The sequence below is a fragment of the Microbacterium sp. KKR3/1 genome (assembly GCF_021272365.1).
Taxonomy (GTDB): Bacteria; Actinomycetota; Actinomycetes; order Actinomycetales; family Microbacteriaceae; genus Microbacterium; species Microbacterium aurugineum.
This window is the reverse complement of record NZ_JAJSDW010000003.1, coordinates 1-22120: the sequence shown is the minus strand read 5'-3', so window position 1 is coordinate 22120 and position 22120 is coordinate 1. Positions and strand designations below refer to the sequence as shown.

The window sequence follows — 22120 nt, the reverse complement described above, 5'->3', positions numbered from 1 at the left end:
TAGACTCGACTCTCGTGTCAGAGTCTCCTGAAATCACCCCGGAAGCGGTCGAAGCCGCGGTCGCCGATGCCCTCGCGGCCATCGCCGCAGCCGCCGACACCGCCGAGCTGAAGGCGGCCCGCGCCGCACACGTTGCCGACGGATCGCCGCTTGCCGTCCTGAACGCCTCGATGCGACAGGTCGCCCCCGAGAACAAGGCCGCGTTCGGCAAGCTCGTGGGGCAGGGGCGCGGGCAGGTGACGAAGGCGCTCGCCGCCAAGGAGACCGAGCTCGCCGAGGCGGAGGTCGCTGCGCGACTCGAAGCCGAGCGCATCGACATCACGGCCGTGCCTTCTCGCACCCGCGTCGGTGCCCGGCACCCGCTCACGCTCCTCCAGGACCAGGTCTGCGACATCTTCGTCGGAATGGGCTGGGAGATCGCGGAGGGACCGGAGCTCGAGCACGAGTGGTTCAACTTCGACGCCCTGAACTTCGACGTCGATCACCCCGCGCGTCAGGAGCAGGACACGTTCTACGTGGACCCGACATCGCGCCATCTCGTGATGCGCACCCACACGAGTCCCGTGCAGGTGCGCTCGATGCTCGACCGCGAGGTGCCGATCTACGTGCTGTGCCCCGGGCGGGTGTACCGGACTGATGAGTTCGACGCCACGCACCTGCCGGTGTTCACCCAGTTCGAGGGCCTCGTGATCGACAAGGGCATCACGATGGCGCACCTCAAGGGCACACTCGACCACTTCGCGAAGCTGCTCTTCGGCCCCGAGGCCAAGACCCGCTTCCGCACCAACTACTTCCCCTTCACCGAGCCCTCCGCCGAGCTCGACCTGTGGCACCCGACCTTCAAGGGCGGCGCGCGCTGGATCGAGTGGGGCGGCTGCGGCATGGTCAACCCGAACGTGCTGCGCGCGGCTGGGATCGATCCGGAGGAGTACAGCGGCTTCGCGTTCGGTATGGGCATCGAGCGGGGCCTGATGTTCCGCAGCGACGTCCAGGACATGCGCGACATGGCCGAGGGCGATGTCCGATTCAGCGAGCAGTACGGGATGGTGGTGTGATGCGCGTCCCGCTTTCGTGGCTGCGTGAATACGTCGATCTGGCAGCGAATGCCACGCCCGAGGACGTCCTCGGCGCGCTGGTGACCGTCGGCTTCGAAGAGGAGGACGTGCACCGGTTCGACATCACGGGCCCCGTGGTGGTCGGACAGGTCGTGTCGCTCGAGGCCGAGCCGCAGTCCAACGGCAAGACCATCAACTGGTGCCAGGTGGATGTGGGCGAGGCGAACGGCGGCATCCGCGGCATCGTCTGTGGTGCGCACAACTTCGTGGCCGGTGACAAGGTCGTCGTGACGCTGCCCGGTGCCGTGCTGCCCGGCCCGTTCCCGATCGCCGCGCGGAAGACCTACGGTCATGTTTCCGACGGCATGATCGCGTCTGCGCGGGAGCTGGGCCTCGGCGACGAGCACAACGGCATCGTCGTGCTGTCCGATCTCGGCATTGATGCTCCTGTCGGTACCGACGCGATCGCGCTGCTCGGTCTCGACGACGTGGCCGTGGAGATCAACGTCACGCCTGACCGCGGCTACGCGTTCTCGCTGCGCGGTGTGGCCCGCGAATACGCGCACGCCACCGGAGCAGACTTCCGCGATCCCGCCGAGCGTGACTTCGCCGAACTGCAGCCGGGCACCGGCCACACCACCGTGGTCGACGACACCGCGCCGGTCCGTGGCCGTGTCGGTGCGAGCGAGTTCGTGACCCGCGTCGTCCGGGGGGTCGACCCCTCGCGTCCGACTCCGCCATGGATGGTCGCGCGGCTCAGCCTCGCGGGCATGCGTTCGCTGGGCGTGCTGATCGACATCACCAACTACGTGATGCTCGAACTCGGCCAGCCGCTGCACGGATACGACCTCGACAAGCTCACCGGCGGCATCACCGTGCGGCGTGCGACCCCGGGCGAGAAGATGACCACGCTCGATGGCGTCGAGCGCGCGCTGCACGTGGAAGACCTGCTCATCACCGACGAGTCGGGGCCGATCGGCCTCGCCGGTGTCATGGGCGGCGGCACGACGGAGATGAGCGACACCACCAGGAACGTGCTCATCGAGGCCGCGACCTTCGACCCGACGACCATCGCCCGCTCGGCACGCCGTCACAAGCTGCCCAGCGAGGCGTCCAAGCGCTTCGAGCGCGGCGTCGACCCGCTCATCCCCTTCGCGGCCGCGCGCCGGGCGGCAGACCTGATGGTCGAGCTCGCCGGTGGCACGCTCACCGAGGAGGGTGGCGCACTGTTCGCCGAGGTCTTCGTCGGCGAGATCGAGCTCCCGGCCGGATTCGTGCAGGGTCTGATCGGCGTCGACTACACCGACGACGAGATCACCGGGGCGCTGACCACCATCGGCGCTGACGTCACCGCTTCCGAGACAGGGTCCGGCTGGATCGTGATCCCGCCGACCTGGCGTCCCGACCTGACCGACAAGTGGACGCTCGCCGAGGAGGTCGCCCGCATCCACGGGCTCGACCGCATCCCCTCGGTGCTGCCGACGCCTCCGTCCGGTCGCGGGCTCACCGCGCATCAGCAGGGTCGCCGTCGCGTGGCCGATGCCCTGGCCGCCGCGGGGCTCGTCGAGACACCGTCGTTCCCGTTCACCACCGAGGTGCAGAACGACCTGCACGGTTCCGCGTCGGGGGAGCACCTGCCGAGCATCCGCCTGGCGAATCCGCTCGATGGTCAGGCGCCCTCCCTGCGTCGATCGCTCATCCCCGGTCTGCTGCAGACCGCGCACCGCAACATCTCGCGCGGGCTCACCGACCTCGCGATCTTCGAGACGGGCGTCGTCTTCCTGCCCGAGCCCGGTGTGGAGTACGGTACGGAGGATGTGCCGCCCCTGGGGGAGCGCCCGTCGGAAGAGACGCTCGCCGCGCTGAACGCCTCAATCCCGCCGCAGCACCGGTTCGTCTCGGCGCTGCTCACCGGCCACGTGTCACCGCGCCAGCCCGGTCGCCCGGCCGAACCCGCCGGTTTGGTCGAGGCGCTGGACGCCGTCCGTGTGATCGCCGCCGCCGCCGGAGTCGAGATCGACGTCGTGCAGGCCGAGCGTGCCGCACTCCACCCCGGCCGCACCGGATCCCTCCGGATCGCGGAGGAAGAGGTCGGCTACGTCGGCGAGCTGCACCCCGCGGTGGCGGAGGGGGCCGACCTCCCCGGCCGTGCGACCGTGTTCGAGCTGGACCTCGACCGCGTCCTGTCGCTCGCGGGCGGCCGTGTCGTGGCCGCGTCGCTGTCGACGTTCCCTGCTGCCACGCAGGACGTCTCGCTGACGTTGCCGGCCGAGGTTCCCGCCGCGGATGTGCAGGCGGCTCTCGCTGAGGGCGCCGGTGCGATGCTCGAGTCCGTGCGTCTCGTCGACGACTATCGCGGGGAGGGGGTGCCGGAAGGCTCCAAGAGCCTGACGTTCGCCCTGCGGTTCCGTGCCGACGACCGCACCCTCACCGCTGCGGAGGCCACCGAGGCCAAGCTCGCGGGCGTCGCGGTGGCGGCCGAACGGTTCGGGGCGGCGCTGCGCGACTGAGCACGACCTCGGGCGCAATCTGCTCTGAGCGGAAGCTCTTTCGCGTGTGGTCGATTCCTGCTGACATGGAGCCATGTCGGATGTGCTGATCCTCGGCGGTACGGGCTGGCTCTCGGGGCGGATCGCGCGTCGATGGGTCGATGCCGGTGCGGCAGTGACCTGTCTCGCCCGCGGAACACGACCTGCGCCCGAGGGTGCCGAGCTCGTGCGCGGAGACCGGGAGGCTGCCGAGGCGTACGACGCACTCGCGCAGCGCGACTGGGACCATGTGGTCGACATCTCCTCGCAAGCGTCGCACGTCGCTCTTGCCGTCGACGCTCTCGGTGAGCGTGCCGCACGGTGGACGTATGTGTCCTCGATGTCCGTGTACGCCGATGATGAGACGGTCGGGGCCGACGAATCAGCTCCCCGTCATCCGCCCGCCCGTCCCGGAGACGTCTACGAGTACGGGGCGCAGAAGGCCGCGGCCGAAGACGCCGTCTCGGCGCTCGGAGCGCGGGCCTTCATCGTGCGCCCCGGGCTCATCGTCGGGGACGGAGATCCGAGCGACAGGTTCGGATACTGGGCGGCGGCGTTCACGCGCGCCGGCGCGGAGCCGGTGCTGCTGCCACCGCTCGAGGGGAGAGCTGCGCAGGTGATCGATGTCGACGACCTGGCCGAGTTCATCGTGACGGTGACGCGGAGCGGGGTGGTGAACGCGATCGGTGACAGGCATTCGCTCGCCGACGTGCTGGAGGCGGTACGTTCGGCAGCAGGGCACTCCGGTGACACGGTCGTCGCCGACGAGGACTGGCTCGTCGCTCGGGAGGTCGAGCACTGGGCCGGACCGCGGTCGCTTCCGCTGTGGCTGCCGCCGGAGATGACGGGATTCATGACGCGGTCCAACGCAGCGTTCCGTGCGTCGGGAGGCTCGCTCCGCGCCCTCGCCGACACGATCGGGCGGGTCATCGTCGATGAGCGCGCCCGCGGCGTCGATCGGCCGCGACGTGCCGGACTCACCCGGGCGGAGGAACGCGCACTCCTGGCCGATCGCTAGACTGCGAGCAGTGACACGGGGTGCCGCATCCGCGGCTGAGAACAGACCCGTCGAACCTGATCTAGTTCGTACTAGCGAAGGGATGTCGCGATGAGCGATCTTCTGCGTCCTGAATCCACCACCGATCTCGTCGGCTCCGCCGCGGCGCTGTGGGAGGTGGTGCGTGAGGCTCCGCCCTTGACGCATTGCATCACCAACGCGGTCGTCACGGGGTTCACCGCCAACGTGCTGCTCGCCGCCGGTGCGGCACCCGCGATGGTCGACATCGTCGGCGAGGCCGAGCTGTTCGCCGGGGTCGCCTCCGGCCTGCTGATCAACCTCGGCACGCCCACGCCGGAGCAGCGGGCTGCGATCCTCGAAGCCGTCGCCGGCGCGACCGCGTCCGGGACACCGTGGGTGCTCGATCCGGTCGCGATCGGCACCCTGCCGATCCGCACGACGCTGGCGCATGACCTGGCCAATCAGCGCCCGACCGCGATCCGAGGCAACGCCTCCGAGATCCTCGCCCTCGCCGGAGTCAGCGCGGGTGGCCGAGGTGTCGACGCGACGGACAGTACGGATGCCGCTGCCGACGCTGCGGCTGCCCTGGCGACGAGGACGGGTGCCGTGGTCGCGGTCTCGGGTCCGGTCGATCTCCTCACCGACGGCGAGCGGGTCCTGCGACTCGCGAACGGTCATGAGCTCCTGACCAGGGTCACCGGCGGCGGTTGTGCCCTCGGCGCAGTCATGGCCGCGCTCCTCGGCGCCGCCAGGGTGACGGGGCACGATGCGCTCACGGCGGTCGCCGCCGCGAGCCTCGGATACACGATCGCCGCCGAGCATGCCGCAACGACAGCACGGGGTCCGGGCAGTTTCGCGGTCTCGCTGCTGGATGCACTCGCAGCGCTGCGCCCGGAAGACCTCGTCGCCGAGGCTCGCGTCGAGAGCGGTGCGCGGTGACCGCCGATCTCTCGCTCTATCTCGTGACCGATCCCGAACTCTGCGGTGATCGTGGTGTCGTCGAGACCGTCCGTCAGGCTGTGGAGGGTGGTGTGCGCGTCGTCCAGGTGCGGGACAAGACCGCGACGGAGGCCGAGATCGTCGAACAGCTGATCGCGGTGTCGCGGGCGATCGACGGACGGGCGCTCCTCGTCGTGAACGACCGGTTGGATGCTGCCGTCGCCGCCCGCGAACGGGGTGCGCGCGTCGACGGCGTGCATCTGGGGCAGGGCGATGCGTCCGTGCGGCGGGCGCGCGAGGTACTGGGACCCGATGCGCTGATCGGCCTCACGGCGAACAGTGCCGCGCACCTCGAGGCCGTTCTCGCCCTGCCGGTGGGGACGGTCGACTACCTGGGTGTCGGTGTGATCCGTCCCACCGCGACGAAGCCGGATCACCCGGCGCCGCTCGGGATCGACGGATTCCGTGACTTCGTCGCACGCAGTCCGCTCCCGTGCGTCGCGATCGGCGGCGTGGGGCTCGACGATACCGAGGCACTGCGGGGTGCCGGTGCAGCCGGGATCGCCGTGGTCTCGGCGCTGTGCGCGGCGGAAGACCCTGCGGCGACCGCCCGTGCTTTCCGGCGGCGGTGGCTCGCAGGTTCGGTTCCGCGTGTGCTGAGCATCGCCGGGAGCGACCCGTCCGGTGGCGCAGGGATCCAGGCCGATATCAAATCGATCGCGGCCAACGGCGGATACGGCATGGCCGTGCTCACCGCGCTGACCGCGCAGAACACCCAGGGCGTGCGCGGTGTGCACGTGCCGCCGGCAGAGTTCCTCCGCGACCAACTCGACGCGGTGTCGGATGACATCGTGATCGACGCGGTGAAGATCGGGATGCTCGCCGACGCCGAGGTCATCCGGACGGTCGCTGCGTGGCTCGATCGGGTCCGTCCGCCCATCGTCGTCCTCGATCCGGTGATGGTGGCGACTTCGGGGGATCGGCTCCTGCAGCCGGATGCGGAGCGGGAACTGCGGGATCTGCTCCGTCGCGCCACGCTCGTGACTCCGAACCTGGCCGAGCTCGCCGTCCTGTCGGGGCGCGACGTCGGGGACTGGCCGGAGGCGATCGCCGCCGCGGAAGACCTGTCGACGGATGTCGGGGTCGCCGTGCTGGTCAAGGGCGGACATCTCGCGGGGAACGACGCCCCGGACGCGCTGATCGACGCTCGTCACGGGCGACGTCAGGAGTACAGCGGGGCGCGTATCGTCACCTCGAGCACCCACGGCACCGGCTGCTCGCTCTCCTCCGCCCTCGCCACGCTGTTGGCACGGGGTCTGGAGCCGGAGCACGCGGTCCGCGCGGCGCGGAGCTGGCTGCGTGAATCGCTCCGTGCGGGGGAGGCACTGCGGGTGGGGCGCGGGCACGGCCCCATCAACCACTTCGCTGGACTGTGGGCGCGGGCGGACACGACGAGCAGAGTCGCTGCGTCGGAGGTCGCCGCCTCGGACGTCCCTGCCTCGGAGGTCGCATCCGAGTGGTGGCAGCGCATCGCCGACATCCGCGCACAGATCGACGAGTTGCCGTTCATCCGTGCTCTTGCTGACGGCTCGCTGGAGCGCGAGCCCTTCCTCTCGTACCTCGCGCAGGATGCCCTGTACCTGCGCGAGTACGCCCGGGTGCTGTCGGAGGCGGCGCGACGAGCCCCGACGTCGGCTGAGCAGGCGTTCTGGGCACACTCCGCCCACGGGTCCATCGTGGGCGAGCTCGAACTCCATGCCTCGTGGTTGACGCCGCAGCAGGGGGTGAGCGCGGCGACGTTCGCCGCGGAACCGTCGGCGGCGACCACGGCCTACCTCGATCACCTCAGGTCGGTCGCATTCGGCGGGGACTACGCCGAGATCGTCGCAGCCGTCCTTCCCTGCTTCTGGCTCTACACCGACCTCGGCCGGCGCTTGCATGCCGGGGAGTTCGGCGAGTACGCGCGGGATCCGCAGCATCCCTTCGCCTCCTGGCTCGCGACATACGCCGACCCTGCGTTCGAGGAGGCGACCGAGACGGCGATCCTCTACGCCTCCGGAGCAGCCGCACGGGCGGACGCCGCGACCCGCGCGAGGATGAGCCGCGTGTTCGAGGTCTCGAGCGCGCACGAGCTGGCCTTCTTCGCCGCGCCGATGGAGTTCTCGCCCGCCGGATGACGGCCCGGATTTGCGGTGGCCGCCGGGGCCGCGCTACTGTCGCGACATGCCTTCGGCCGCCACCGCTTCTCCGACGCTCGCTCCGAGCGTCATCGCTGTGCGCCGACGCCGCGGCCGCCGACTGTAGGCGACCCCGCCCTCCTGCCTGCCCCCTTGCGGCGGTGAGTGCCGGTGTCGCCGCCTCCGGCCCCGCCCCTCGGTCCTCCTTTCGAGGAAGACCCGACCGTTAAGGTAGAAGCATGACGTATTCCGTCGCCGTCTCCGGCGCATCCGGCTACGCAGGCGGCGAGATCCTACGCCTCCTGGCAGACCATCCCGACGTGGAGATCCGCACCGTCACGGCGCATTCGAACGCCGGGCAACCCCTCGTCGATCACCAGCCGCACCTGCGCTCCCTGGCGCACCTCACGCTGCAGGAGACGACACCGGACATCCTGTCCGGCCACGACATCGTTTTCCTGGCGCTCCCGCACGGGCAGTCCGGTCAGTACACCGACGCGTTGGGCGACGCCCCGCTCGTGATCGACGCCGGAGCCGACCATCGGCTCACGTCGGCCGCGGCCTGGGACGCGTTCTACGGCGGTGCGTTCCATGAGGCGTGGACCTACGGCGTGCCGGAGCTCCTGGTCGACGGCGTGAAGCAGCGCGAGCACCTCCGGGGTGCGACGCGCATCGCCGCTCCCGGCTGCAACGCCTCCACCGTGAGCCTCAGCCTCGCCCCGGGAGTGGCCGCCGGGGTCATCGACGCCTCCGACATCGTCTCGGTGCTGGCGGTCGGCCCGTCCGGTGCGGGGAAGAGCCTCAAGACGAATCTCCTGGCGAGCGAGATCCTCGGATCCGCGAACCCGTATGCCGTCGGTGGAACCCACCGGCACATTCCCGAGATCCGTCAGGCGCTCGCCGCAGCCTCGGGCGCAGACCCCGACGGCATCCGGATCTCCTTCACCCCGGTGCTGGTCCCGATGTCGCGCGGCATCCTCGCGACCTCGACGGCGCCGATCGCGTCCGGCGCGACCGATGCGCAGATCCGGGACGCCTGGCAGAGCGCGTACGGGGATGAGACCTTCGTGCAGCTGCTCCCGGAAGGACGATTCCCGCGGACCGCCGACGTGGTCGGCGCGAACACCGCACTGATCGGTCTCGCGATCGACCGTTCCGCCAACCGCGTCACCGTGGTCACCGCCGTCGACAACCTCGTCAAGGGCACCGCCGGCGCTGCCATCCAATCCATGAACATCGCGCTGGGACTGCCCGAGGCCCGCGCCCTCTCACTGAACGGAGTCGCGCCGTGAGCGTCACCGCCCCCGCAGGATTCGAAGCGGCCGGTGTCGCCGCAGGACTCAAGTCGACAGGCAAGCCGGACGTGGCCGTCGTCGTCAACCGGGGACCGCGCAAGGTCGGCGCCGCCGTCTTCACCAGCAACCGTGCTAAGGCGAATCCGATCATCTGGTCGCAGCAGGCCGTGGCCGATCGCGTCGTCGAAGCCGTCGTGCTCAACTCCGGAGGGGCGAACTGCTTCACCGGCTCTTTCGGCTTCCAGACGACCCACCAGACCGCGGAGAAGGCAGCCGAACTCCTCGGTGTCAGCGCCGGCGATGTGCTGATCTGCTCCACGGGGCTCATCGGCACCGGAGACGAGACCTTCCGGGCGAGGGTGCTCGCCGGCACGGAGCAGGCGATCGCCGAGCTCAGCGCAGACGGCGGGGACGACGCCGCTCACGCGATCATGACCACGGACACGGTCGCGAAGACGGCGGTGATCAGCCGCGACGGCTGGACCATCGGCGGCATGGCCAAGGGGGCCGGAATGCTCGCGCCCGGACTCGCCACGATGCTCGTGGTGATCACGACCGATGCCGTCCTCGAACCGCTGCAGGCCGACGAGGCCCTGCGCCGCGCGACCGGGAAGACGTTCGACCGGCTCGATTCGGACGGGTGCATGTCGACCAACGATCAGGTCACGCTTCTCGCCAACGGTGCCTCGGAGGTGGCCCCGGACCTCGAGGACTTCGCCGCCGCCCTCAGGGAACTGTGTCAGGAACTCGCGGTGAAGCTGCAGGGTGACGCGGAAGGCGCGAGCCACGACATCACGATCGAGGTCCGGCAGGCGGTGTCCGAGCAGGACGCGGTCGAGGTCGGACGGTCCGTGGCACGCAACAACCTCTTCAAGGCGGCGATCTTCGGCAACGACCCGAACTGGGGACGTGTGCTCGCCGCGATCGGCACCACGAACGCCCAGTTCGATCCCTATGACGTCGACGTCTGGATGAACGGCGTCCGCGTGTGCACCGAGGGCGGTCCCGACCGCCCTCGGGAAGAGGTCGACCTCACCCCGCGCGCCACCCACGTCGTGATCGATCTGAAGTCGGGTGAGGCCGCGGCCACGGTGCTCACCAACGACCTCACGCACGATTACGTGCACGAGAACAGCGCGTACGCCTCATGACCGACATCCAGGACACTCCGGCCGAGGTCGCCGCGCAGAAGGCCACGACCCTCATCGAGTCCCTCCCGTGGCTGAAGAAGTTCCGCGATCAGATCGTCGTCATCAAGTACGGCGGCAACGCGATGGTCTCGGAAGAGCTGCAGGACGCCTTCGCGCAGGACATCGCGTATCTCCGGTACGTCGGCGTGCTGCCGGTCGTCGTCCACGGCGGCGGTCCGCAGATCTCGAACATGCTGGAGCGACTCGAGATCCCGAGCGAGTTCAAGGGCGGATACCGCGTCACCAATACCGAGGCGATCAGCGTCGTGCGCATGGTGCTCACCGGTCAGGTGAACCCGCAGCTCGTCTCCAAGATCAACTCCCATGGGCCGATCGCCACCGGGCTCAGTGGTGAGGACGCCGGTCTCTTCGGCGGACGCCGTCGCGGCGTCGTGATCGACGGAGAAGAGGTCGATCTCGGACGCGTCGGCGATGTCGTCGAAGTCGACCCGACCCCGGTGCACGACCACCTCGTGGCCGGGCGCATCCCCGTGGTCTCGAGCATCGCGCCCGACCTCGACCACCCCGGTCAGTCGCTGAACGTCAACGCGGATGCCGCGGCGGCGGCGCTGGCGGTTGCTCTGAACGCCCGCAAGCTCGTGATCCTCACCGACGTGCCCGGACTCTACGCCGATTGGCCGAACCGCGACTCGCTCGTCTCGCACCTCACATCGGAGGCTCTCATCGACATGCTTCCGACGCTCGAGTCGGGGATGATCCCGAAGATGCGCGCGTGTCTCGATGCGGTCGAGGGCGGCGTCGATGCCGCGGCGATCATCGACGGACGGGTACCGCATTCGGTGCTCGTCGAACTCTTCACCAGCAAAGGAATCGGGACCGAAGTGGTCCTGGGAAGGAATGAGGTGACGGCATGACCGTCTGGCAGGACGATGCGGCACGCGATCTCGTGCTCAACGCGGGGGAGCGGCTCGCGCTGCTGGTCCGCGGCGAGGGCTCGTACCTGTGGGATGCCGACAGCCGACGCCACCTCGACTTCCTCGCGGGAATCGCGGTGACCTCCCTCGGGCATGCGCACCCGGCCTTCGTGGAGGCGGTGTCGACTCAGGCGGCGACGCTCGCCCACGTGTCGAACTACTTCGCCACTCCACCCCAGCTCGCCCTCGCGGCACGTCTCAAGCGCCTCGCCGGTGCCGGGATCGACGGACGCGTGTTCTTCTCGAACTCCGGTGCGGAAGCGAACGAAGCCGCGTTCAAGCTCGCCCGTCTGCACGGCGGCGTCGAGCGGCCGCGCATCCTCGCGCTGGAGAACGGCTTCCACGGACGCACCATGGGCTCCCTCGCCCTGACCGCGAAGACCTCGATGCGTGCGCCCTTCGAGCCGATGCCGGGTGGTGTCGAGCACATTCCGGCCACGATCGAGGCGCTGCAGGCGGCGATGGATGATCGGGTGGCCGCCGTCATCGTCGAGCCCATCCAGGGCGAGGCCGGTGTGGTCGAGCTGCCGGAGGGCTACCTCGCCGCTGCACGCTCGCTGACCCTCGCGCACGGCGCGCTGCTGATCGTCGACGAGATCCAGACCGGTGCCGGCCGCACGGGCGCATGGTTCGGGTTCAGTCATGAGGGCATCACGCCCGACGCGATCACCCTGGCCAAGGGCATCGGTGGTGGCTTCCCGATCGGTGCTCTGGTCACCTACGGTTCCGCCAGCGCGCTCTTCACGCCGGGGTCCCACGGCTCCACCTTCGGGGGGAACCCGCTCGCGACCGCGGTCGCCGACGCGGTGCTCGCCGAGATCGAGAGTGCCGGGCTGGTCGAGAACGCCGCCCGCCGGGGCGCCGAGCTGCGTGAGTTCCTGCTCGGCATGGACTCCCCGCTCGTCGACGGCGTGCGCGGACGCGGTCTGCTCATCGGCGTGGCGCTGTCCGCGCCGGTGGCCGGAGCCGTGGTCGCCGCTGCTCAGGAGCGCGGCCTCATCGTCAACGCCGCCAATCCGGAGACGGTCCGCATCGCGCCCGCCCTCACGATCGGTGACGCCGAGCTCGCAGAGTTCCGTGAGTTGTTCACCGCTGCCCTCGCCGACGTACAGGCTTCCCTCTCCGGAAAGGTATCCGCATGACCCGCCACCTGCTGCGTGACGATGACCTGACGCCCGCCGAGCAGGCCGAGATCCTCGACCTCGCCCTCGAACTGAAGAAGGACCGCTGGGCGGACAAGAGTCTTGCGGGGCCGCAGACCGTCGCGGTGATCTTCGACAAGTCCTCGACGCGCACCCGGGTGTCGTTCGCGGTGGGCATCGCCGACCTCGGTGGCTCGCCGCTCATCATCTCCACCGCCAGCAGTCAGCTCGGGGGCAAGGAGACACCGTCCGACACCGCACGGGTGCTGGAGCGCCAGGTCGCCGCGATCGTCTGGCGCACCTACGCGCAGTCTGGACTCGAGGAGATGGCCGCCGGCACGCGCGTGCCGGTGATCAATGCGCTCTCCGACGACTTCCACCCCTGCCAGCTGCTCGCTGATCTGCTGACGATTCGTGAGCACAAGGGCGAGTTGAAGGGTCTCACGCTCACGTTCTTCGGTGATGGGCAGAGCAACATGGCGCACTCCTACGCCCTCGCCGGCGTGACGGCGGGGATGCACGTGCGCATCGCGTCGCCCGAGGACTATGCACCGCGCGCCGACGTCATCGAGGCAGCCGACCGCCGTGCGGCCGAGACCGGCGGATCGATCACGCTGTACACCGACGCGGTCGAGGCCGCCGCTGGGGCCGACGTGGTCGTGACCGACACCTGGGTCTCGATGGGCAAGGAGGAGGAGAAGATCGCGCGCATCCGTGACCTCGGCGGCTACAAGGTCACCCCCGAGACGATGACGCTCGCCGACCCGGAGGCGATCTTCATCCACTGCCTCCCGGCGGACCGCGGCTACGAGGTCGATTCCTCGGTGATCGACGGACCGCAGAGCGTCGTCTGGGATGAAGCAGAGAACCGGCTGCATGCGCAGAAGGCGCTTCTCGTGTGGCTGCTCGGCAAGAAGGACGCGTGATGACCGACTCGACGCATGAAGGCACCAACGAAGGGGCGCTCTGGGGCGCACGTTTCGCCACCGGGCCCTCGCCCGAGCTGGTCGAGCTCAGCCGTTCCACGCATTTCGACTGGATCCTCGCTCCGTACGACATCGCCGGCTCGCATGCCCATGCGACCGCGCTCGAGGCCGCGGGATACCTCGAACCCGACGAGGCACGACGGATGCACGAGGGGCTGGATGCCGTGGCTCGCCGTGTCGCAGACGGTTCCCTCCGCCCGGTGCCGACGGACGAGGATGTGCACGGTGCGCTCGAGCAGGCACTGATCGCCGAGCTGGGACCGGAGCTGGGCGGGCGTCTGCGTGCAGGTCGCAGCCGCAACGACCAGATCGCGACGCTCGTGCGCATGTATCTGATCGACCACGCTCGGGTCATCGCGCGAGACATCCTGCGCGTCGTCGACGCACTGGTCGCCCAGGCGGAGGCGCACCCGACGGCGATCCTCCCCGGGCGCACCCATCTGCAGCACGCACAGCCCGTCCTGCTCGCCCACCACCTGCAGGCGCACGGGTGGCCGCTGGTTCGGGAGCTGGAGCGGCTCGTGGATTGGCGTCGCCGCGCCGGTGTCTCGCCCTACGGCGGGGGAGCGCTGGCGGGTTCCACGCTCGGTCTCGATCCCGTGCTCGTTGCGACCGAGCTGGGCCTCGACCGTCCGGCCGAGAACTCGCTCGACGGCACTGCCGCTCGTGACGTCGTCGCCGAGTTCGCCTTCATCACGGCGATGACCGGTGTCGATCTCTCGCGCCTCTCGGAGGAGATCATCCTCTGGAACACCCGCGAGTTCGGCTTCGTCACCCTCGACGACGGGTACTCGACCGGTTCCAGCATCATGCCGCAGAAGAAGAACCCCGACATCGCCGAGCTTGCCCGGGGCAAGTCCGGCCGTCTCATCGGCAACCTGTCGGGACTGCTGGCCACGTTGAAGGGCCTCCCGCTCGCGTACAACCGCGATCTGCAGGAGGACAAGGAGCCGGTCTTCGATTCGGTGCAGACGCTGGAGGTCGTGCTCCCCGCGTTCGCCGGCATGATCGCGACGCTCCGCTTCGACACCGCGCGGATGGCGGAACTCGCACCGCAGGGCTTCTCGCTCGCGACCGACGTCGCCGAGTGGCTCGTGAAGCGCCGGGTGCCCTTCCGCGACGCCCATGAGATCTCGGGTGCGCTCGTGCGTGCGTGCGAGGAGCAGGGGATCGGACTGGAGGACGCTTCCGATGAGCTGCTGCTCTCGGTGTCCCCGCATCTCGTGCCCGAGGTGCGTGAGGTCCTCACGATCGAGGGTTCCGTCGGATCGCGGACCGGCGTCGGCGGCACCGCTCCGGAGCGGGTCGCCGAGCAGCGCGCCGAGCTCATCGCTCGCGCGCAGGCGGCCGCCCACGCCCTCGGCCTCTAGTCGACGGCGGGGCCGCCGGGCCCGCAGCGGATCAGTGGAGGTCGGTGTCTGCCGACGACCGTTCCCACCGGGTGAACCGGACCGTGAGTCCGCTGCGCGTCGGCGCGGCGAGGAACGGTCCGGCGGATACCGTCGCCGTGCCGTCGAACGGGGCGACCCGAACGAGACGCCACGGTCCGTCATCGGCACGGGCGCGCACGATCACGGAGTCCGCCCAGCGGCTGACGCGTACCGTGATCTCACTCTCGAGCCACTCATCGACGTGACCGACCGACCAGTCGGAGCCCCCGGCGGTGACCACGGCGCCGAGTCCGAGGTGATCGTCGGCGTACTCCAGACCGGTCTTGATCCAGTGCTCGTCGTCGATCCGCACGAAGACACCCGCCTGGTCGAACTGTCCGTCCCAGGGCGCGCGGAACGACACCTCCATCGCCTCGCCGACCGCGAGGGGTGCGAGCAGGGCGTGCTCGGTGTCGTGCACGAAGCCGTAGGCGGTGTGCCGCCAGGCGTCGCTGCCCTCCACGGCGGTGATGTCGAGGGGAGCCGAGCCGTCGGGGAGACCGGAGGGGGAAGCGGGGGCGGTGGTCCATGTCCCCTGGGACCAGGGGATGATGTGCGATTCAGGCATGTTCGCAGAATATAGACATTTAGAGCATAAGTCGAGAGTTATGCGTGTTATGGTTATGCCATGGTCATCGCGGTACTCGCAGACATCGTGGGCTCTCGCCGGCTCGACGATCGCACCGCCGCGCAGCACGTCCTCGACGACACCATAGCCCGGGTCGAGGTCGACTTCCCGCTGGCCGCGCAGCCGCTCACGCCCACCGTAGGAGACGAGCAACAGGGTGTCTACCTCGATCTGAGCGACGCGATGGTGTCGCTCCTGATGATCCAGCTGCGGCTGCCGGACGGTATCGCCTTCCGGTTCGGGATCGGGGTGGGGGAGGTGCGTCAGGTCGAATCCGTCCATCGCGAGCTCGCGGACGGGCCCGGCTGGTACGCGGCCCGCGCCGCGATCGAGACCGTGCATGAGCGCGAGGGTCGCGCCGTGCCGCGCACGCGGTCCTGGATTGTCGGAGCCCCGGGGCAGGATGAGGTCATGGAGAGCACGATCGCCGCATCGAACGCCTACCTCCTCGTCCGCGACGAGCTGGTCGGCGCGATGAGCGAGCGGGAACGGCGACTCACCTACGGCCGTCTGCTGGGTCGATCGCAGCAGGAGCTCGCGGCCGAGGAAGGGATCACGCAGCCCAGCGTCTCGAAGTCGCTGCGCACCGCGGGCACGGCCGCGCTCATCGAGGGAGTGGCCGCGCTCCGAGGGGAGCGCGCATGATCGTCGCCGGCTTCATCCTGCTGGCGGTCGGCGCCGCCGACCTGGTGCGTCAATTCGCCCCGCGCCGGTGGATCGGCTACCTCACCGTCACCGTGGTCCTGCTCCTGCTCGGCAGCGTCAGCGACGCGCTTCTCCCCATGGCACTCGCGCTGGTGGTCGGAGCGCTCTGGGTGTGGAGCATGCCCACTGAGCGCCCCGCCCCTCTGGGGTTCTGGCCCGCCGTCCTGCTCGCGGTCGTGAGCGTCGGTGCCGTCGTCGGGTTCGGTGCTCGTCCAGACGCCGGCCTGATCGGCGCGGTCTGGCGCCTCCGGTCACCGTTCGGAGAGGTCCCCTTCGATCTTGCTCTGCTGGCACTGGGCGCCGGGGTGTTCCTCCTGGAATCCGCGAACCTCGTGGTCCGTGCGGCGCTCGACGGCGAGCACACCTGGCGCCCGGCAGACCCGGCCGCGACGCCGGTGACAGCGGTCGCCGACACCGCCGCCGCCGCAGAAACCGCCGCCGCCAGTGAAACTGCCGCCGCCACGGAGACAGATGCTGAGGTGGCGTCAGCACCCCGCGATCCTCGCGGCGGATTCAAGGGCGGACGACTGATCGGACCGCTGGAGCGCATCCTCGTCCTGATCCTCACTCTCGCTGCGGCGTATCCGATCCTCGCCGCGATGCTCGCCGCGAAGGGCATCGTCCGATTCCCAGAGATCTCCCGCGACGGCGAAACCGGTGCTCGGGCGGAGTACTTCCTCGTCGGCAGCCTCGTCAGCTGGGTGATCGCCCTCGGCGCCGCTTTCCTGGTCTGGTGGGCGGCGCACAGCTGACGGAGTCAGCTCGACGACCGGTACCAGTCCAGCTTCTCCTGGAGACGCCGCTGCTGCGCGAGAACGTCGGTGAGTTGCTTCTCGACTGTCGCGGCGTGCTCTTCGAGAAGAGCTATCCGCTCCGGAACGGTGTCGTCGCGCTGGCAGAGCTGGCCGTAGCGACGCAGGCGTTCCACCGGCATACCGGTCTCCCGGAGGCACTTGAGGAATTCCAGGAGTCCGAGCTCGGTATCGGTGTACGCGCGATGGCCGCCGGCCGTGCGAGACACCGCGGGCAGGATGCCCTCGCGTTCGTAGTAGCGCAGTGTATCGATGCTGAAACCGGAGCGTGCCGCAGCCTCCGCCGGCGTGTACGTGGTCATGGTCCGAGCATAGAGCTTGACCTGGAGCGCACTCCAGGTTGCAGAGTGAGGTCATGACCACTCGGAACACCCCTGTATCCCCGCTCGTCCTGGGAGCGATGTCCTTCGGCACACTCGTCGATGAGGAGACCTCGTTCGCTCTGCTCGACCGCTTCGTCGAGCGCGGAGGAGTCTGGATCGACACCGCCGACTGCTACAGCTTCTGGGCGAGCGACACGGGGCAGGGCGGAGCGTCCGAGGAGGTGCTCGGACGGTGGCTCGAGGCGCGACCACATGCGCGGCGGCAGATCCGCATCTCGACCAAGGTCGGCGCCGAGCCCCTGTGGCCGGGGTCTTGGCCCGAGCACCGGGCCGGGCTCTCTCCGCGGGCGATCCGCGCTGCTGTCGAGGGGAGCCTCGAGCGTTTGGGCATCGACCGGATCGATCTGCTCTGGCTCCACCAGGAGGACCGGACGGTGGCGATCGAGGAGACCGTGGATGCTCTCGCGGCGCTCACCGCCGACGCCACCGTGAGCCGCGTCGGCGCCTCGAACCACCCGGCCTGGCGCATCGAGCGCGCCCGTGCGCACGCGAAGTCCCTCGGAAGCACCCCCATCGACGCGCTCCAGCTGAACAGCACGTACCTGCGCACGCGCCCGGGCACGCTTCCGCCCGGGGTGGCCCATCCCTTCGGCGTGCTGAGCGACGAGCAGCGGGACTTCGCGGTGGCGAACGGGATCGAGATCTGGGCGTACACCCCGCTGCTCTCCGGCGCCTACGACAACCCCGCGAAGCCCGTGCCCGAGGTGTATGAGCACCCGGGAACCGCACGTCGGCTCGCCGCGCTGGATGAGGTCTCGGACGCACGGGGTCTCGGACGGGGGCAGATCGTGCTGGCATGGCAGCTCGCGCGGGGCATCCGCCCGATCCTCGGTGGCAGCAAGCTCGACCAGCTGGAAGTCGCGATGGACGCCGCCGCGATCGCCCTGTCCGTCGACGAGATCGCTCTCCTCGACGGACCGCTGTGAGGCGATTCGCCCCTGCCCGCGCTGATAGCCTGGAGCGCGTGTCAACTGCTGATCTGACGACCGCACCCCAGGCGATCGACCCCACGTTCGAGAACGTGTGGGACGAGCTCGTGTGGCGTGGCCTGGTCCATGTGTCCACCGACCAGGAGGCGCTGCGCGCCCTTCTCGCGGGGGACCCGATCACGTATTACTGCGGGTTTGACCCGACGGCACCCAGCCTGCACCTCGGCAATCTCGTGCAGCTGCTGACGCTGCGCCGCATCCAGCTCGCCGGTCACAAGCCGCTCGGGCTCGTCGGCGGATCGACCGGACTCATCGGCGACCCCCGCCCCACGGCGGAGCGCACCCTGAACACGCGGGAGACCGTCGAGGAGTGGGTCGGGCGCCTGCGGACGCAGGTCGAGCGCTACCTCAGCTTCGAGGGGGACAACGCGGCTCGCATCGTCAACAACCTGGACTGGACCGCGCCGCTGAGCGCGATCGATTTCCTGCGCGAGATCGGCAAGTACTTCCGCGTCGGGACGATGTTGAAGAAGGATGCGGTCGCCGCGCGCCTCAACTCCGACGAAGGCATCAGCTACACCGAGTTCAGTTACCAGATCCTTCAGGGGATGGACTTCCTCGAGCTGTACCGCCAGTACGACTGTGTCCTGCAGACGGGTGGATCCGACCAGTGGGGCAACCTCACCAGCGGCACCGACTTGATCCGTCGCGCCGAAGGCGTCTCCGTGCATGCGATCGGCACCCCGCTGATCACGAACAGCGATGGGACCAAGTTCGGCAAGAGCGAAGGGAACGCCATCTGGCTCGATGCCGCGATGTGCAGCCCGTACCGCATGTACCAGTTCTGGCTCAGCACGGCGGACAGTGACGTCATCGACAGGCTCAAGGTCTTCACGTTCCTCGGCAGGGCCGAGGTCGAGGAGTACGCCGCGCTCGTCGAGACGGAGCCGTTCCGTCGCGCCGCTCAGAAGCGTCTCGCGCTCGAGGTGGTCGCGACCGTGCACGGCATCGATGCGACGGCAGCTGTGATCGCCGCATCCGAGGCACTGTTCGGGCAGGGGGACCTGACTGCGCTCGATGCCAGCACGCTCCGCACCGCGCTCGAGGAACTCCCGAATGCCACGGTCGCCGCGGATACCCCGGTGACTGAAGCGCTGGTGGCGACCGGACTCGTGGCGAGCCTCTCCGAGGCTCGGCGTGCGATCGGCCAGGGTGGCGTGACGCTGGACGGCGAACGCGTGGAAGACGACGGCGCCACCGTCCGGGGGACGCTCCCCGGAGGCGTGTCGGTGCTGCGTCGCGGCAAGAAGACCCTCGCCGGCGTCTTCATCGGCTGATCCAGACGGATGCCGTTCACTCCCAGCCACGCGCTCGTCGCGCTGCCGTTCGTGCGGACGCCCCTGGTGCCCGCGGCGATCGCGATCGGTGCGATGACCCCGGATCTTCCGCTGTTCGTGCGGGGCGTCGGACTGAACTACACCTTCACCCACACGTTCGGGAACGTGCTGTGGACGGCGCTGCTCGCGTTCGTCCTGTTCCTGGTGTGGCGTGTGCTGTTGCGCCCGGCAGTACCCGAGCTCGCTCCGCTCTGGCTGGCCCGCCGACTTCCCCGTGAGTGGAGTGAAGGTGGGTCCGTCGCGGCGGGACGAGCCGTCGGGGTGGGGGAGAAGCGCTCGTATCCGGTCCTTCTCGCGGTGTCGCTCCTGATCGGTGTGCTCTCACACATCGTGTGGGACCTGTTCACGCATGAGGGCCGATGGGGTGTGCAGCAGATCCCCGCTCTCGATGAGATGTGGGGCCCGCTTCCCGGGTTCAAGTGGCTTCAGCACGGATCGAGCCTGATCGGTCTCGCGATCATCGGGATCTGGGCGTTGCTCTGGCTCCGTCGTCGTGTGCCGCGGCTGGACACCGCGCAATCGATCCCGCACGGGGTCCGGCTGGCGTGGTGGGTGTCGCTGCCGGTCATCCTGGTCGGAGCCTGGGCGGTGGGTCTCGCCGTGTTCGGTCCGCTCGATGCGGAGTTCACGGTTCAGCACCTCGCTTACCGTGTGCTGCCTCCGGCGTGTGCGCTCTGGGGCGTGATCACCGTGGTGCTCTGCGTCGTGCTCGCGGTGCGCGGGCGTCGTCACCAGCGGGGCTGATCCGACCCCCAGGGGTGGGGAGCGTCGAACTCGAATCCGGGCAGGGCCGGACGTGCGGTCGTGAGGCTCGTGTCTCCGAGGACGAAGTGGGCGACGTGAGGATCGACGGCGAAGCCGAGTGCCGCGTTCGGCTGCCGACGTCGTGGCATCAGGAGGAGTTCTGCGGCGACCCGGCGCAGCGACGTCCGAACCACCCACGAGCCATCCGGGCGCGGGGGACGCCGTCGAAGCAGCGTCGTCACCGCGGCCGCGAGGAGATAGCCGGCGCTGTGATCGAGGGCCTGCACGGGGAGTGCTCCCGGGCGGTCGCCATCGGGTGATTCGATGAGCGCGATACCGGACTCGGCTTGGACCAGGCTGTCGAACCCGGCCCGATCCGGATGCTCCGTGCCCCAAGCGCTGAGTTGGGCGACCACCAGCCCGGGGTGGCGGCGGGCGAGCTCCGCCGGATTCAGCCCGAGCCGATCGAGCGCGGCCGGACGGTATCCGAGGACGACGGCATCGGCCCGCTCGATCAGCTCCTCCAGCTGCGGGTCACGCGCATCCAGCACCGCAGACTGCTTGCCGTGTCCCGTGTCGAGATGCTGCCATTCCGGTTCGGGCAGCTGCGGTGGATCGATCCGCAGGACATCGGCACCGAGCAGCGCGAGTGTCCGCGTGCACACGGGGCCGGCGATCACCCTCGTCAGGTCGAGTACGCGCATTCCCTGGAGGGGGCGGTGCTCTGAACGAGCATCGGCCGGTGTCGAGCGCGACAAGGGGGAGGGCGACACCGCCTCCACGCGGTTGATCTCGAGCAGCGGGCGCGCACCGAGGAGCCGGTCGGTCGCGGAGGCCTCCGCCATCACCCGAACGGCCAGGCCTCCTGCGGCCGTGATGGCGGCGACGGCCGGTGCGCTCTGTTGTTCCGCGAGCACGTCGCGAACCGCCTCGGCACCTGCCCCTTCCTGCAGGCCGAGACCTGCGCGCAGGCGGGCCGCGTGATGGGGGTAGTTCCCGTGGGTGCGGATCCAGCCGTCGGAGGTTCGCCAGAACCCGGAGTACGGCGACCACACCGGCGGAGCGGCGCCGTCGACGGTGAGCACACGGTCGCTTCCGTACGCGACGGCGACCCGCTCTGGGTCGAGGGCCTCGGGTGAGCGACCGGCGGCGACCATCACGGCGCTGACACTGGCACAGGCGAGAGCGGCCGTGTCCAGCCGTGAGGAGAGCGGGACGACAGGGAGCGCCGCAGACGACCGGTCAGTGACCGCGATGCCGAGCTCGCCGAGCACACGCTCGAACAGCGCACCGCCGTCACGCGAGCCCCGACGATCGTCGTCATCTGCATGTGCGAGCGCCGTCTCGAGGAGCGGCTCATCCGGGGGCGTGGGCATGGCGCGATCGTACTCCGCAGCACCTGACGCAGCCGAAACGTCCCCTGATCCGGTGGAAACCTGACGGGCGAGGCGTCGACACGCCCGGGCGGTGGCCCTCGATTTGCCAGAACCCGGGAACCCACGTAACTTATTACTTGTTCGCCCCACAGGGACGCGGAGGAGCCGAGAGCTTCACCCCCCTCAAGCGGAGAACGAATCCCTTCCACTCTCTCTTGAGAGATCTCGCGCTTGCGTCTAGGATAGGGAATCCACCCTTCTGCGGCTGTCAACAGTTGCGCTGCGGATCACTGATCTGCACGGCGCGCCGATTTGACAAGCGGGACAGGGTGGGTAAGATAGAGAAGTTGCCCTGCGGGCCTGGTTGTGATGACTGGGTCGTGGGAGCATCCGATCCTTGAGAACTCAACAGCGTGCACTTGTCAAATGCCAAATTATCCTCGTCTAGCTT

Annotated in this window: 20 protein-coding genes and 1 riboswitch; of the genes, 16 read left to right on the top strand and 4 right to left on the bottom strand. The window is 69.4% G+C overall.

Annotated features, from left to right (window positions below):
- Positions 1-14: 14 nt before the first annotated feature.
- The 11 genes from pheS to argH all read left to right on the top strand — a co-directional run bounded on the left by pheS (position 15) and on the right by argH (position 14635).
- A complete protein-coding gene (gene pheS, locus LVJ59_RS14955; RefSeq protein WP_232763636.1) occupies positions 15-1055 on the top strand; it encodes a phenylalanine--tRNA ligase subunit alpha in 1041 nt (346 codons plus the stop codon).
- The gene (pheT, locus tag LVJ59_RS14950) at positions 1055-3565 is read left to right on the top strand and encodes a phenylalanine--tRNA ligase subunit beta (RefSeq protein ID WP_232763635.1); all 2511 of its coding nucleotides are present in this window, start codon (positions 1055-1057) and stop codon (positions 3563-3565) included. Before pheS ends, pheT begins: the two co-directional genes overlap by 1 nt.
- 73 nt (positions 3566-3638) lie before the next feature.
- Positions 3639-4601, top strand: coding sequence for an NAD-dependent epimerase/dehydratase family protein (locus LVJ59_RS14945; protein ID WP_232763634.1), 963 nt, complete (start codon positions 3639-3641; stop codon positions 4599-4601).
- A 6-nt stretch (positions 4602-4607) separates the two neighbouring features.
- Positions 4608-4701: riboswitch (TPP riboswitch) on the top strand.
- Positions 4692-5540, top strand: a complete 849-nt coding sequence (thiM, locus tag LVJ59_RS14940; protein ID WP_232763633.1) for a hydroxyethylthiazole kinase — start codon at positions 4692-4694, stop codon at positions 5538-5540. Its footprint overlaps the riboswitch before it by 10 nt.
- On the top strand, positions 5537-7717 hold the full coding sequence (locus LVJ59_RS14935; protein ID WP_232763632.1) for a bifunctional hydroxymethylpyrimidine kinase/phosphomethylpyrimidine kinase: 2181 nt from the start codon (positions 5537-5539) through the stop codon (positions 7715-7717). The genes thiM and LVJ59_RS14935 overlap by 4 nt, the downstream gene beginning before the upstream one ends.
- A 239-nt stretch (positions 7718-7956) precedes the next feature.
- A complete protein-coding gene (gene argC / locus LVJ59_RS14930) occupies positions 7957-9009 on the top strand; it encodes an N-acetyl-gamma-glutamyl-phosphate reductase (protein ID WP_232763631.1) in 1053 nt (350 codons plus the stop codon).
- Complete coding sequence (gene argJ, locus LVJ59_RS14925) at positions 9006-10163, top strand: bifunctional glutamate N-acetyltransferase/amino-acid acetyltransferase ArgJ (protein ID WP_232763630.1); 1158 nt, start codon at positions 9006-9008, stop codon at positions 10161-10163. Before argC ends, argJ begins: the two co-directional genes overlap by 4 nt.
- Positions 10160-11077 (top strand): acetylglutamate kinase, encoded by a 918-nt coding sequence (gene argB, locus LVJ59_RS14920; protein WP_232763629.1) that lies wholly within the window; start codon positions 10160-10162, stop codon positions 11075-11077. The genes argJ and argB overlap by 4 nt, the downstream gene beginning before the upstream one ends.
- Positions 11074-12279 carry an acetylornithine transaminase gene (locus tag LVJ59_RS14915; RefSeq protein WP_232763628.1) on the top strand — a complete coding sequence of 402 codons (1206 nt, stop codon included), beginning with the start codon at positions 11074-11076 and terminating at the stop codon, positions 12277-12279. Before argB ends, LVJ59_RS14915 begins: the two co-directional genes overlap by 4 nt.
- Positions 12276-13205 (top strand): ornithine carbamoyltransferase, encoded by a 930-nt coding sequence (gene argF, locus LVJ59_RS14910; RefSeq protein ID WP_131492602.1) that lies wholly within the window; start codon positions 12276-12278, stop codon positions 13203-13205. Before LVJ59_RS14915 ends, argF begins: the two co-directional genes overlap by 4 nt.
- Positions 13205-14635, top strand: coding sequence for an argininosuccinate lyase (gene argH, locus LVJ59_RS14905; protein ID WP_131492600.1), 1431 nt, complete (start codon positions 13205-13207; stop codon positions 14633-14635). Before argF ends, argH begins: the two co-directional genes overlap by 1 nt.
- Before the next feature lie 31 nt (positions 14636-14666).
- Here the strand turns inward: argH and LVJ59_RS14900 are convergent, their stop codons facing one another.
- The gene (locus LVJ59_RS14900) at positions 14667-15263 is read right to left on the bottom strand and encodes a DUF1349 domain-containing protein (protein WP_232763627.1); all 597 of its coding nucleotides are present in this window, start codon (positions 15261-15263) and stop codon (positions 14667-14669) included.
- Positions 15264-15323: 60 nt separating this feature from the next.
- Between LVJ59_RS14900 and LVJ59_RS14895 the strand changes: the two genes are divergently transcribed.
- Both LVJ59_RS14895 and LVJ59_RS14890 read left to right on the top strand, forming a co-directional pair.
- The gene (locus LVJ59_RS14895) at positions 15324-15968 is read left to right on the top strand and encodes a SatD family protein (RefSeq protein ID WP_134351652.1); all 645 of its coding nucleotides are present in this window, start codon (positions 15324-15326) and stop codon (positions 15966-15968) included.
- Entirely contained in the window at positions 15965-16780 is an 816-nt protein-coding gene (locus tag LVJ59_RS14890; protein ID WP_232763626.1) for a hypothetical protein, read from the top strand. The genes LVJ59_RS14895 and LVJ59_RS14890 overlap by 4 nt, the downstream gene beginning before the upstream one ends.
- Before the next feature lie 5 nt (positions 16781-16785).
- Here LVJ59_RS14890 and LVJ59_RS14885 read toward each other — a convergent pair whose 3' ends face one another.
- Positions 16786-17142, bottom strand: coding sequence for a MerR family transcriptional regulator (locus LVJ59_RS14885; protein WP_232763625.1), 357 nt, complete (start codon positions 17140-17142; stop codon positions 16786-16788).
- A 53-nt stretch (positions 17143-17195) separates the two neighbouring features.
- Between LVJ59_RS14885 and LVJ59_RS14880 the strand changes: the two genes are divergently transcribed.
- The 3 genes from LVJ59_RS14880 to LVJ59_RS14870 are packed head-to-tail and all read left to right on the top strand — an operon-like array spanning position 17196 to position 20293.
- Positions 17196-18149, top strand: coding sequence for an aldo/keto reductase (locus tag LVJ59_RS14880; protein ID WP_232763624.1), 954 nt, complete (start codon positions 17196-17198; stop codon positions 18147-18149).
- A gap of 38 nt (positions 18150-18187) precedes the next feature.
- Positions 18188-19489: a tyrosine--tRNA ligase gene (gene tyrS, locus LVJ59_RS14875; RefSeq protein WP_232763623.1), complete on the top strand. Its 1302-nt coding sequence runs from the start codon at positions 18188-18190 to the stop codon at positions 19487-19489.
- A 9-nt stretch (positions 19490-19498) separates the two neighbouring features.
- The gene (locus LVJ59_RS14870; protein ID WP_232763622.1) at positions 19499-20293 is read left to right on the top strand and encodes a DUF4184 family protein; all 795 of its coding nucleotides are present in this window, start codon (positions 19499-19501) and stop codon (positions 20291-20293) included.
- Here LVJ59_RS14870 and LVJ59_RS14865 read toward each other — a convergent pair.
- The gene (locus LVJ59_RS14865; RefSeq protein ID WP_232763621.1) at positions 20278-21669 is read right to left on the bottom strand and encodes a CoA transferase; all 1392 of its coding nucleotides are present in this window, start codon (positions 21667-21669) and stop codon (positions 20278-20280) included. The two genes, LVJ59_RS14870 and LVJ59_RS14865, sit on opposite strands and share 16 nt — an antisense overlap.
- 268 nt (positions 21670-21937) lie before the next feature.
- Positions 21938-22120: hypothetical protein (locus tag LVJ59_RS14860; RefSeq protein ID WP_232763620.1), on the bottom strand; the 183-nt coding region annotated here is incomplete at its 5' end.

Bases quoted from the DNA above. Each gene is read 5' to 3' on its own strand.
- LVJ59_RS14895 (WP_134351652.1), top strand. From the start codon at position 15,324: ATGGTCATCGCGGTACTCGCAGACATCGTGGGCTCTCGCCGGCTCGAC.
- argH (WP_131492600.1), top strand. From the start codon at position 13,205: ATGACCGACTCGACGCATGAAGGCACCAACGAAGGGGCGCTCTGGGGC.
- LVJ59_RS14945 (WP_232763634.1), top strand. From the start codon at position 3,639: ATGTCGGATGTGCTGATCCTCGGCGGTACGGGCTGGCTCTCGGGGCGG.
- LVJ59_RS14890 (WP_232763626.1), top strand. From the start codon at position 15,965: ATGATCGTCGCCGGCTTCATCCTGCTGGCGGTCGGCGCCGCCGACCTG.
- LVJ59_RS14915 (WP_232763628.1), top strand. From the start codon at position 11,074: ATGACCGTCTGGCAGGACGATGCGGCACGCGATCTCGTGCTCAACGCG.
- LVJ59_RS14865 (WP_232763621.1), bottom strand. From the start codon at position 21,669: ATGCCCACGCCCCCGGATGAGCCGCTCCTCGAGACGGCGCTCGCACAT.
- LVJ59_RS14880 (WP_232763624.1), top strand. From the start codon at position 17,196: ATGACCACTCGGAACACCCCTGTATCCCCGCTCGTCCTGGGAGCGATG.
- pheT (WP_232763635.1), top strand. From the start codon at position 1,055: ATGCGCGTCCCGCTTTCGTGGCTGCGTGAATACGTCGATCTGGCAGCG.
- thiM (WP_232763633.1), top strand. From the start codon at position 4,692: ATGAGCGATCTTCTGCGTCCTGAATCCACCACCGATCTCGTCGGCTCC.
- argC (WP_232763631.1), top strand. From the start codon at position 7,957: ATGACGTATTCCGTCGCCGTCTCCGGCGCATCCGGCTACGCAGGCGGC.
- argF (WP_131492602.1), top strand. From the start codon at position 12,276: ATGACCCGCCACCTGCTGCGTGACGATGACCTGACGCCCGCCGAGCAG.
- LVJ59_RS14870 (WP_232763622.1), top strand. From the start codon at position 19,499: ATGCCGTTCACTCCCAGCCACGCGCTCGTCGCGCTGCCGTTCGTGCGG.
- LVJ59_RS14900 (WP_232763627.1), bottom strand. From the start codon at position 15,263: ATGCCTGAATCGCACATCATCCCCTGGTCCCAGGGGACATGGACCACC.
- argB (WP_232763629.1), top strand. From the start codon at position 10,160: ATGACCGACATCCAGGACACTCCGGCCGAGGTCGCCGCGCAGAAGGCC.
- LVJ59_RS14885 (WP_232763625.1), bottom strand. From the start codon at position 17,142: ATGACCACGTACACGCCGGCGGAGGCTGCGGCACGCTCCGGTTTCAGC.